Here is an 11,658-nt window from a genome sequence, read left to right as displayed (position 1 = left end):
CTGATTGCTGCCGATATGCTCAATGATAAAGTGCTTCCTTTCTTTGACAGCGAACAAGTGCCGCTGTTACGCATTCTTACAGACCGAGGTACGGAATATAATGGCCATAAGGAGAGCCATGCTTATGAGCTTTATCTTAATCTAGAAGATATTGAACACACCAAGACCAAAGCCTACAGCCCACAAACTAACGGTATTTGTGAGCGATTCCATAAGACGATGAAAACAGAATGTTATGATATTTTATTTCGACGTAAGATTTACACGCAATTGAGTGAAATACAAAACGATATTGAGCAATGGCTTGAATTTTACAATCGAGAAAGAGCTCATTCAGGAAAATATTGTTATGGGAGGACACCATGGCAAACATGGAATGATGCAAAGGGGTTGGTTAAGGAAAAGCAATTGGAGAATTTATTTTGCTCATCGGACACGCATTTTGTTAAAATGCAGGCCGATGAGTAATACGTGTCTGTCAGATTAAGTTTGAGTTACTGCAGCAAAACTCAAGATACAGTCCAAAACCCAATTATATTAACTTTGTCCTGTTGCAAAACAGCACGAATAGGCATTTGATTAACATCATTATCTTTTTCGGCTTGTTCTAATACACGCAATTTGCTTTCACCAACTAAATGTAGGTAGATATTTTTGCTATTTAAAATAGCTGGCAATGTTAATGTAATACGATCTAGTGGTGCTGTTAATGGTGTCATACCAACAACTTTCCGCCCTGATTTCATATCTAAACCGTTAGCCAAATTAGCAGCGCCAGGGAATAACGAGGCAGTATGTCCATCTTCTCCCATACCTAAAATCACTACATCAAATGGCATCGGGACTTTATCTAAAAGTTTATCTGTAACTTTTGCACCATCAAATGGATTATTACAACTGTTTTTTAAACCAACAAAATTAGCCAATTTAGCATTATTTTGTAATAAATAAGTGTTCACTAACTTTTCGTTACTAGCATCATCTGTATCATCAACCCATCTATCATCCACCAACGTAATAAAAACTCTGCTCCATTCTATATTTTGTTGACTAAGTGAAACAAACAGTGGAATAGGTGTTTTTCCACCTGAAACAGCAATTGAAGCATGCCCCTTTTGTATAATTGCCTGTTTTAATTCATTGACAATATGTGAAGTTAAATCTTCGATCAATAATTGGCTATTTTGATATTTATTTAGCGTAAACATAGTTACTTTTCCTTTATTCAAATTCGTGCCATGAATGCCCATCTCTAGTGATTAAGGCAACGGATGCGACTGGTCCCCAAGTTCCAGCTTGGTAGGTTTTTGGGGCATCATTTTCTGATTCCCATGCACTAATAATTGAATCAACCCATTTCCATGCAGCCTCAACTTCATCACGATGAACAAATAATGCTTGGCGACCACGCATAACTTCAAGTAATAAACGCTCATAAGCATCAGCACTTTGTTGGTGAAAAGTTTCGCTGAAACTTAAGTCAAGTTTAGTGGTTTGTAAGTTATGATTACTATCCAATCCTGGTACTTTATTTAGAATTTCAATATCCATACCTTCATCAGGTTGTAAACGAATCGTCAATTTATTTTGAGGTAATTCTGGATAAAATTCACTAAATAAATTAAGTGGTAATGGTTTGAAATAAACTACAACTTCAGAACATTTACTTGGTAAGCGCTTACCTGTACGTAAATAAAAAGGAACACCTGCCCAGCGCCAGTTATCAATATCAACTCGAATTGCAACAAATGTTTCAGTATTACTTTTTTGATTTGCGCCATCTTCTTCTAAATATCCTGGCACATTAACACCATTAACAAAGCCTGCTGTATATTGTCCTCGAACTACTTTTTCTCGAATATTGGTTTTGTTAATTGGTCTAAGCGCATTAAGTACAGCTATCTTTTCACTACGCAAGCTATCATCTTCAAGATTAGCAGGCGGGGACATGGCAATCATTGTTAATATTTGTAATAAATGGTTTTGTACCATATCACGCATTTGACCAGCTTTATCAAAATATCCCCAACGCCCTTCAATACCTACTTGTTCAGCTACCGTAATTTCGACATGATCAATAGAATTACGATCCCAAAATGACGCAAAAACTGTATTAGCAAATCGTAAAGCTAATAGGTTTAATACTGATTCTTTACCTAAGTAATGATCAATACGATAAACTTGCGATTCACTAAAGAATTTAGCCACTGAATCATTGATTTCACGAGATGAATTGAGATCTGTTCCAAGCGGTTTTTCCATCACAATGCGGTTTTGCGATTGATTTAATCCTGCAGCAGCTAAACCTTGACAAATAGTTCCAAAAGCACCTGGGTGCATTGCAAAATAGAAAATAGCTGGATGATTCAAATCAAGTTTATTTTTCAATCTTTCAAAACCAGCACTATCATTAACATCTAATTTATGAAAGTCCAATCGTTGGCTAAATCGTTTCCAAATATTATCATCTAACGGTTCTGGCATAAACGAGATTAGCGCTTCTTTTGCTACCTCACAATAAGCAGCATGATCCCAATCAGCACGCCCTACGCCTAAAATTTTTATTTGTTCAGGTAGCTTTCCGTGCTTTTCTAATTGATATAAAGACGGTAATAATTTACGTCTTGTCAAATCCCCTTTAGCACCAAAAATAACTAAATCGCAAGCTGGGATATCAGACATGGTTTTCTCCTACGATGGTATAATGTAATTATTCTATTATGTTGAATGGTTGCTGTATACCCAATTAATAGGATAAATCATAGTAATAGGCATTATCCTTTATTTACTCTAAAACAAAAAGGCCACCTTTGGGTGACCTTTTGTTTGAAACAAGTTATTGGGTAATTTCCCAATAAGCAAATTATGCTCGTACAAAATCCATATGAACTAATTTTGGTTTAAATGCATGACGTTGTACTGCTTGCACTTTTACTTTAACTGCTTTTCCGTCAACTTCAATAGTTAACACTTCAGAATAAAATTCTGGTTTTTCTTGCATATTAAAAACTTGGTTGTGGTCAAGCACAACAGAGACTGCAGGTTCAGTTCCACCATAAATAATGGCTGGGAATTTACCAGCGTGACGCAGGCGGCGGCTCGCACCCTTACCATGCTCTTTTCTAACTTCAGCTTTAAATGTAAACATATTAATTTCTCTTAATTATTTAAAATAGAAACCAATTACAGGCGACCCAGTAATTGGCTATCAAACTAGTACTTTAAAAAGCGTTAGGGATTATAAAGTGTTATCCCTCTAAACGCAATCAATTAATCATATTACAAATCAGTAAAATATTGATTACGTATATGGAATATTATATGCACACTTAGATCAATTCTATTTTAAAACCATAAGTTGATTTTTTATTCGGTAATAACTTTAATGGTTTTGTGATACAGCCTGCTTCGACACAAACCATAGATTTATACTCATCATCACCAAAATCTCCCATTGATTTAGCTTTATTTATCCATGGATTCCAAGTAACAACATCACTTACATTAGTATTGGTTAATTGAATTGTTCGAGTGCCATCAGTAACAGTGATTTGATTACTTGCATTGGTATAAATACGATCGACTTCTTGATTGAATGTCAATTGCCCCACAGTCGCCGGTTTGTTTTCATCAGCAAGTCGTTCTTGATAAGCTTCACCTAAACCTTTGACTACAACACTACTAATATTATCAACTCCAAAATAGGTATGTAGAGCACTAGTTACATCAAAGTCTGCTAAGCAGCTTAAAGAAACTTCACAAGTTTTACCTAGATGAAGATTTAATGATACCGAGAAAGGTTTGCTACAATAAGATTCTGTCTGCGGATTATTAGTGAGCGATAAAACAAGGGTAACACCTTGCTCGTCCTCTTTACATGAATCTAATGTCCATTCGACAATGCGTGCAAAACCATGAGAAGGATTGCCTAACTGACCAAACCAAGGCCAACAAACAGGCACTCCACCTCGAATGGCTACTCCTTTTTTAAAATTTGTTTTGTTACTCAGCCAAACAACTGGTGTTTGTTCAGTAGATGGTTGCCAAAATAATAGGTGTGAACCTTGTAATGCAACAGCAGCACAACAAGTGCTATGATTAATAACTAAAATTGGTAGTTCACCATAAATTGACTGTTTTACTGATGGGCTTAAGGATGCACCTGATAAGCTACTATCTAAAATCTCTTTATATATACTCATATTTACTCCTAAATAATAAATTTAACAACTTATTGATAATTGTATACTTCTTAAGTGAATAATAAAAACATAATAGATGCAAAAGCATTTTTTAAAGAATTGGAGTAAAATAAAGCACTATAAATAGTGAAACAATGCTCTAATTGTTTTTGTCAAAAAGTTTCAGGTAACACTACGTTTATGTATAAAATCCCATTAAGTTTATATATTCATATGCCATGGTGCGTACAAAAATGTCCCTATTGCGATTTTAATTCACATACCATAAAAAAAACGCCAAATTATGAATCTTATATAGAGCATTTACTTAAAGATTTGCAAAAAGATACTATTTTCTGTTCAAATCGCTCAATTCATTCAATTTTTATCGGTGGAGGTACACCTAGTCTATTTTCAGCCGAGTTGATTGATAAATTATTATCAAATATAAATAAGATCATCCCTATACATAAGGATGCTGAAATCACTATCGAAGCTAACCCAAATTCGGTTGATATAGAAAGGTTTAATGGCTATCAGCAATCGGGTATAAACCGAATATCAATTGGTGTGCAAAGTTTTCAGATCGATAAACTTGTTAAATTAGGACGGGTACACGATCCCAAAGAAGCAATTACAGCCGGAAAAATTGCCAAAACATTAAATTTAAGAAGCTTTAATTTAGATTTAATGCATGGTTTGCCAAATCAAAGTATTGATGATGCTCTATATGACTTAAAACAAGCCATTGCCATTGCACCACCGCATTTATCTTGGTATCAATTAACTATTGAGCCAAATACGCTATTTGGTTCAAAACCACCAGTTTTACCTGATGATGATAAACTTTGGGAAATTTATCAACAAGGTCATCAATTATTAACTGAAAATGGTTACCAACAGTATGAAACCTCTGCTTATGCTAAAGAAGGATTACAATGCCAACATAATTTAAATTATTGGCGATTTGGAGACTATTTAGGCATTGGATGTGGCGCTCATGGTAAATTAACGCAACCTGATGGAAAAATTATTCGCACTATAAAAACTCGTCATCCAAAAGGATATTTAGAGGGGCGTTATTTAGATAAATATTATACAGTTCCAAAAGAGGAATTACCTTTTGAATTTTTTATGAATCGTTTTAGGCTTTTTGAACCAACACCTAAACATGAATTTGAACAACGGACTTATTTACCTTTACACTCAGTTGAAAAACAAATAACAACAGCCATTGAAAAAAATTATATAATTGAGGATAAACAAAACTGGTTGGTAACTGATCATGGCAAGTTATTTTTGAATTCGTTATTAGAGATGTTTTTATAGATAACATTTTGAAATATCTATATTTATCTAAAAACTTATCCTTTACGTTTATTTAACATGATAGATACGAACTATTTAATAAATTATTCACATATCTTTACAGACTTTCTTCAAAAAAAAGTACATACTATGTCTCGACAATGTATTATTTCATTGTTTTCCTATTCCTTATGTTTTCCCAATAACTTTTGTTATTGGGTTTTTTTTGCCTATAATTCCGATAATCACATTAATTTTAATAACTACTCAATTGAAGTATGAAAAAGGAAATGTTTTAGTTCAGCTAATGTAGAAGTTCCTTCCATAGGACCTTTTTTAGATACGGCTAAAGCGCCGCTAGCGTTAGCATATTGCAAGGCTTGTTCAACAGAGTAACCTGCTAACATTAAACTGACAAATGTTGCCCCGAAACAATCTCCCGCACCAGTTGGATCTATTGAGTTGACCTTGTATCCATCAACATGAAGTGTTTGTAAATGACCTTGTTCATCAAGTCCATAATATTTAGCTCCTTTAGCTCCCCCTTTTACCACAATATGTTTAATGCCTTTTTTAAGCAACTTAAACATAGTTTGTTGTTCATTTTCATTATTGTTAATGAAATAGCTAACTTCGCTTTCACTGGGTAAAAATATATCGGTATACTCCATAATATAATCGAAAGATTGTTCCATTTCTGGTATATCAAACATTTCTTTGCGCAGATTAGGATCAAATGAAATTGTACCGCCTTTACTTTTGATGATATCCAATGCTTTTCTCATAGCATCAATCACACGAAATGAATAAAGTGATGATCCCATTACATGCAAATGAGTACAATCTCTTAATAAGTTTTCATTAATATGGTTAAACGAAAGTAAACCACATGCACTATTTGGAATGTTAAAAATAAAATCTCTTTCATTAGAACCTTTATAAGTAACAAACGCACTACCTGTATTGGCCTTATTATGTGGAGTAATACCATCAATAATAACACCATCACTTTTAAGGCGATGGATGCACATTTTCCCAAAAATATCTTTTCCTACACAACTAAAAAAAACAACGGGAAAACCTAATTTTGCAACTTGATCTGCAAATATTGCAGGGGCGCCACTAACAAAAGGGCCGATAAACTCCCCAGCTTGATCGAAACGCTGATTTTGTTCTTTTGCTAAAAACTCAACTAGCAGTTCACCTATCGTGCAGATTTTAAAATGCATATTATGTCTCCAATTTATTTTGATAAGTTACACAATATTTATTTGAAATAAGCTGCTCAAAATTAGCATCTAATAATTGTTGATGATACTCGGTTACAGCAGATCTTGATAACATCACCATATCAATATCAACTAAAGTTCCAATACTATTATCATTATTATGAATAATACGTTGCGGTAATATGCCAATTGTATGTGCTGCTTTTTTCATTATTTGTTGATAAATTCTAACCTGTTCTAAACTTTCAATAATCAATTGATTATCAGTATTGATTGAACTTAATTCGGTAACAAAATGCGATATAGAAAATTGATTCAAAATAAAATTGATCATTTTGTTATCTAACAAAAGATTCCCTTCCAGTATGGCTCCACCAACAAGCACTACCTCAGCATCGGTAAACTCTTTCGCTAATTGTGCACTACTAATGTCATTCATAATAAGTATTAATGATTTTTTGCAATGTAAAAACGGAATCAATTTTCTTATCAAATTTCCATGGCTTAAAAACAATGTATCACCATCATTAATATAGCTTAAACAGGTTTTGACTAATTCAATATCACAACTATTACTTTGTATATAACTTGGTGTATTGACACTTAGCTGATTAAACACACCTTCAGGGGTAACATAAATTGCACCACCAAAAGAACGCTTTAAATATCCTTGCTGCTCTAAATAAGTTAAATCTTGACGAATAGTCACATTTGAGACCTGAAGCAATTCAGATAATTCATCAACTTTAACTTCACCTTGCTTACGAACAATTTCTGCAATTTGTAATCGTCGTTTTAATAAACCTGAAGATGCTCTAACCAATTTTATTTCCTACGCCATAGATAAAAATTAAGGATAGTGATAATAGAATTAATCATATATTAGGTCAACATCAAACTATTATTAGAATTTTATCTTATAAATCATACTATTAATAATTAACATTTTTTATCCCACAGCGTTTCACATACACATGTTAACTATCAAAACGAAAATTTATCAATCTTTTTTATTTCGTTTTAAAAGTAATGTTAATTTTTGTGATCTAACTCACGGTATTATTACTAGCATAACTTTCGTTTTGAAATCATAATTAAGTAAATTAATTTTCAAAACAAAAGTTATTAACATAATACAAAGTGAATTAGATTATTAAGGAGAAGTTATATGACTATTATTTCAAGTAATAACATGCTAAAAAAGGCTCAAACAGAACATTATGCTGTGCCTGCCTTTAATATCCATAACTTAGAAACTATGCAGGTCGTTGTTGAAACAGCAACAGAATTACAATCGCCTGTTATTTTGGCTGGTACACCTGGTACATACAGTTATGCAGAAACAGAAAATATACTTGCTATAGCAAATGCTTTATCAAAAAAGCATAACATTCCATTAGCTGTCCATTTAGATCATCACGAAGAATATAACGACATCGTCAATAAAATTAATGCAGGAGTAAGATCGGTCATGATTGATGGCTCCCATTTTCCATATGAAGAAAATATCGCCATTGTCAAACAAGTAGTTGAATATGCTCACCGTTACGATGTTAGTGTTGAAGCTGAATTAGGTCGCCTTGGTGGCGTTGAAGATGATTTAATCGTTAATGATAAAGATGCTTTATATACTAATCCAAAACAAGCTTTAGATTTTATTGAAAAAACAGGAATTGACTCCCTCGCTATCGCCATTGGTACAGCACATGGTCTTTATAAATCAGAGCCAAAACTGGATTTTGATCGTCTATCTGAAATTCGCTCTATGGTTGATATTCCTCTCGTATTACATGGCGCTTCGGGTGTTCCAGAGAAAGACGTGCGTGAGTGTATTAAGCGTGGAATTTGTAAAGTAAATGTTGCGACAGAATTAAAAATTGCATTTTCAGATGCATTAAAACAATACTTTATTGAACATCCCGATGCCAATGATCCCCGCCATTATATGAAACCTGCAAAAGCAGCAATGAAAGACATTGTCAAAAAAATTATTACAACATGTGGATGTGCAGGAAAATTATAGAGGCCAAGATGATGATCTATACATTAACACTTAACACTGCAATCGATATGAATATTCATTGTCAAGGGCTTACCCCTAATGCCGTTAATCGAACCTCTCATACTGAATATAGCCCGAATGGCAAAGGAGTCAATGTTTCAATCGTATTGCATAGATTTGATAGCCCTACTTGTGCATTAGGATTCTTTGGTGGATTTTCTGGTAAATATATTATTGATGAACTAACGAAAATACAGGTCAAGACAAAACCCTGTTTTATTGATGATATCACGCGTATTAATGTTTTTATCAGTGATAATGAAAACGAATATAAATTAGTCAGTAAAGGTCCGTTTATACCTAATGATAAAAAAACAGAAATGCTAACTATTATTGAATCACTGGTTAACAATAGTTATTTAGTCATCAGTGGTAGCTTGCCAAATAATATTGAATCTGAATATTACGAGGCTATTTTAAATTTATGCAACAAAAAAAATATTCAAGTTATCCTTGATATTAGTCACCCAAAATTAGGTGATTTACTCTCCTATAAACCACTATTAATTAAACCTAATGATGATGAAGTAAAAGAGATTTTTGGCTTTGAAACGAAAACAAAATCACAAGTCATTGCTGCACTAGAAAATATTCATGCACAAGGAGCGAGAAATATTTTATTAACCATGGGCGCTAAAGGGCTTTACTTTTCTAATGGGACTAATATTTGGTTTTGCAATGCTGTAAAAATCAAATTAATTAGCTCGGCTTGTGCTGGTGATGCGTCACTAGCCGCCTTTCTTAGTGAATGGCTACCTGAACAACAACATATTGAAAAAGCTATAAAAAAGGCATCAGCAACAGGTGCTAACGTTGCAGAATCAGACGGATTAGGTTTACTGAATAAAATCAATATCTATATGGATCAACTTGAAGTTACCCTAATCAAGTAAAGGAGATTGTTATGAAAAAAATATTAGCCGTTACAGGCTGCCCAACCGGTATCGCGCATACTTATATGGCTGAAGAGGCCTTAAAATCAGCGGCCCAAAAGGCTGGAGCCGAAATAAAAGTGGAAACCAATGGTGCTGGTGGTATTGATAACGCCATTACTGATGCTGATATTGTCAATGCAATTGGCGTTATTATTGCAGCAGATAAAGATGTCAATCCAGATCGCTTTAATGGTTTACCCGTGCTTGAAGTACCGGTTAAAGACGGTATACATAAGGCTGCAGCACTAATCGAAAAAATTATGTCAGGTACAGTTCCTGTTCGTAAAGGCGCACAAAATAGCACTAATAACACAGTTTCATCAAACCAAGTAAAAGAATCGATTGGACGCCAAATCTATAAACACTTAATGAGTGGTGTGTCAAACATGCTACCATTTGTTGTCGCTGGTGGAGTACTAATTGCTTTATCATTTTTATGGGGAATCTATTCAGCTGACCCTAATAATGCCCAATATAATGAATTTGCTGCATTGTTAATGAAAATAGGTGGGCAAGCATTTGGCATAATGGTACCAATTTTTACTGGGTTTATTGCCTATTCAATAGGTGGAAAACCTGGTATGGTGGCTGGTTTTGTTGGTGGCTTAATTGCCAACATTACCGGTGCAGGATTCTTAGGCGGAATTATAGCTGGCTTTGCAGCAGGCTATTTAATGCTTTATGTCAAAAAAATGTTAGATGGATTACCCCGTTCATTTGAAGGACTTAAATCGATTTTTATTATGCCATTAATTGGTGTATTTGTTATCGGTGCAGGTATGTTTTTACTTGGTGGTCCAATTGCAAGTATTAATAATGGAATGAAATCTTTCCTTGAATCATTACAATCTGCAAATCCTGTTTTACTCGGTATTGTTATTGGAGCAATGTGTTCGTTTGACTTTGGTGGTCCTGTTAATAAAGCAGCGTATGTTACTGGCACTATGTTGTTAGGTGAAGGAAATTTCTATTTCATGGCAGGTGTGTCTGCTGCTTGTATAGTACCACCCTTTGTTATTGCATTCTCTACCACTATTTTCCGCAGCAAAGCTTTCACAGAAGAAGAACGTGCTGCTGGACTTGTTAACTATGTTTTAGGTTCGACACATATTACAGAAGGTGCAATCCCATTTGCGGCTAAGGATCCTTTGCGAGTAATTCCAATTATGATGTTATCTTCTGCAATTGCATCAGTATTGACATTCATATGTCAAATTCAAGTTCCAGCGCCACATGGAGGATTTTTAGTTCTGCCATTGGTTAATAAACCATTTTTATGGGTAGGCTGTATCTTCGTAGGTGCACTAGTTGGCGCTATTTTATTAGGTTTAGTACGTATTCATCAAAATCGACAATTAGTTGCCAAAAAATCAGTTTAATCAATCAAGAAATATACCGATTTATTTCGGTATATTCATTTTAGTAAGGAATAGAAATGAGCACATTAAATTTGACAGTACATGATATTTCAATCGTAACTGGATCCTATTCTAAAAAAGAAGCAATTAAAGATGTATCAGAAAAGATGATCCAAGCTAAGTTAGTCAAAGATGACTATACCCAAGCAATGTTTGATCGTGATAAACAAATTTCGACTTTTTTAGGTAACGGAATCGCCATTCCACACGGTACAACGGAAAAACGTGATAGTGTTATCCAAACTGGAATCAAAATCATATATTATCCTGAAGGAGTCAATTGGGACGAAGATAATAATATAGCTTATGTTGTCATTGGTATTGCTGCAAAAGCCAATGAACATTTAGATATTTTACGTCAACTAACCCGAGCAGTGATTGCTGAAGATACGCTAACACGAATTCACGCAGTTAAAACTCCGGAGGATTTATTAGCAATTCTTCAAGGTAGTTAGTATTAATAATCCCATAAGTAACCTTGTTTATACTCATGGGATTTTACACGATCTCTTGAAAATGACTAAC

General features: G+C 34.1%; 12 protein-coding genes. 6 read left to right on the top strand and 6 right to left on the bottom strand.

Translation table 11 applies throughout. The features are described from left to right. The coding region (locus A9G35_RS12005; RefSeq protein ID WP_176701432.1) for an integrase core domain-containing protein at nt 1-468 on the top strand (468 nt) is incomplete at its 5' end. 41 nt (nt 469-509) lie between these two features. Here A9G35_RS12005 and pgl read toward each other — a convergent pair. The 4 genes from pgl to A9G35_RS11985 form a co-directional block, all read right to left on the bottom strand. Beyond that, entirely contained in the window at nt 510-1,208 is a 699-nt protein-coding gene (pgl, locus tag A9G35_RS12000; protein WP_065637062.1) for a 6-phosphogluconolactonase, read from the bottom strand. A 13-nt stretch (nt 1,209-1,221) separates the two neighbouring features. Then, the gene (gene zwf, locus A9G35_RS11995; RefSeq protein WP_065637061.1) at nt 1,222-2,682 is read right to left on the bottom strand and encodes a glucose-6-phosphate dehydrogenase; all 1,461 of its coding nucleotides are present in this window, start codon (nt 2,680-2,682) and stop codon (nt 1,222-1,224) included. Between the two features lie 181 nt (nt 2,683-2,863). After that, nucleotides 2,864-3,148: a 50S ribosomal protein L25 gene (gene rplY, locus A9G35_RS11990; protein ID WP_034910200.1), complete on the bottom strand. Its 285-nt coding sequence runs from the start codon at nt 3,146-3,148 to the stop codon at nt 2,864-2,866. Between the two features lie 181 nt (nt 3,149-3,329). After that, nucleotides 3,330-4,202, bottom strand: a complete 873-nt coding sequence (locus A9G35_RS11985) for a D-hexose-6-phosphate mutarotase (protein WP_065637060.1) — start codon at nt 4,200-4,202, stop codon at nt 3,330-3,332. 180 nt (nt 4,203-4,382) lie between these two features. Between A9G35_RS11985 and hemW the strand changes: the two genes are divergently transcribed. Further along, nucleotides 4,383-5,510 (top strand): radical SAM family heme chaperone HemW, encoded by a 1,128-nt coding sequence (gene hemW / locus A9G35_RS11980; protein WP_065637059.1) that lies wholly within the window; start codon nt 4,383-4,385, stop codon nt 5,508-5,510. 242 nt (nt 5,511-5,752) lie between these two features. Here the strand turns inward: hemW and A9G35_RS11975 are convergent, their stop codons facing one another. Continuing rightward, nucleotides 5,753-6,718, bottom strand: a complete 966-nt coding sequence (locus tag A9G35_RS11975; protein WP_065626683.1) for a sugar kinase — start codon at nt 6,716-6,718, stop codon at nt 5,753-5,755. A 1-nt stretch (nt 6,719) separates the two neighbouring features. Beyond that, complete coding sequence (locus A9G35_RS11970) at nt 6,720-7,541, bottom strand: DeoR/GlpR family DNA-binding transcription regulator (protein ID WP_065637058.1); 822 nt, start codon at nt 7,539-7,541, stop codon at nt 6,720-6,722. 345 nt (nt 7,542-7,886) lie between these two features. Between A9G35_RS11970 and A9G35_RS11965 the strand changes: the two genes are divergently transcribed. From A9G35_RS11965 to A9G35_RS11950, 4 genes are read left to right on the top strand one after another with little or no spacing between them, the layout of a single operon-like run. Then, entirely contained in the window at nt 7,887-8,741 is an 855-nt protein-coding gene (locus A9G35_RS11965; RefSeq protein WP_065637057.1) for a tagatose bisphosphate family class II aldolase, read from the top strand. Between the two features lie 11 nt (nt 8,742-8,752). Further along, complete coding sequence (pfkB, locus tag A9G35_RS11960; RefSeq protein ID WP_065560425.1) at nt 8,753-9,673, top strand: 1-phosphofructokinase; 921 nt, start codon at nt 8,753-8,755, stop codon at nt 9,671-9,673. 11 nt (nt 9,674-9,684) lie between these two features. After that, nucleotides 9,685-11,094, top strand: coding sequence for a PTS fructose transporter subunit IIC (locus tag A9G35_RS11955; RefSeq protein ID WP_065637056.1), 1,410 nt, complete (start codon nt 9,685-9,687; stop codon nt 11,092-11,094). Nucleotides 11,095-11,150: 56 nt separating this feature from the next. Next, nucleotides 11,151-11,588, top strand: a complete 438-nt coding sequence (locus A9G35_RS11950) for a PTS sugar transporter subunit IIA (RefSeq protein ID WP_065637055.1) — start codon at nt 11,151-11,153, stop codon at nt 11,586-11,588. The last annotated feature ends 70 nt before the right edge of the window (nt 11,589-11,658 follow it).

Origin of the sequence: Gilliamella sp. Choc5-1, assembly GCF_001690595.1 — a bacterium.
GTDB classification, from domain to species: Bacteria; Pseudomonadota; Gammaproteobacteria; order Enterobacterales; family Orbaceae; genus Gilliamella; species Gilliamella apicola_M.
Note: the sequence above shows the minus strand (reverse complement) of the source record. Positions and strands in the feature narration are given on the sequence as shown.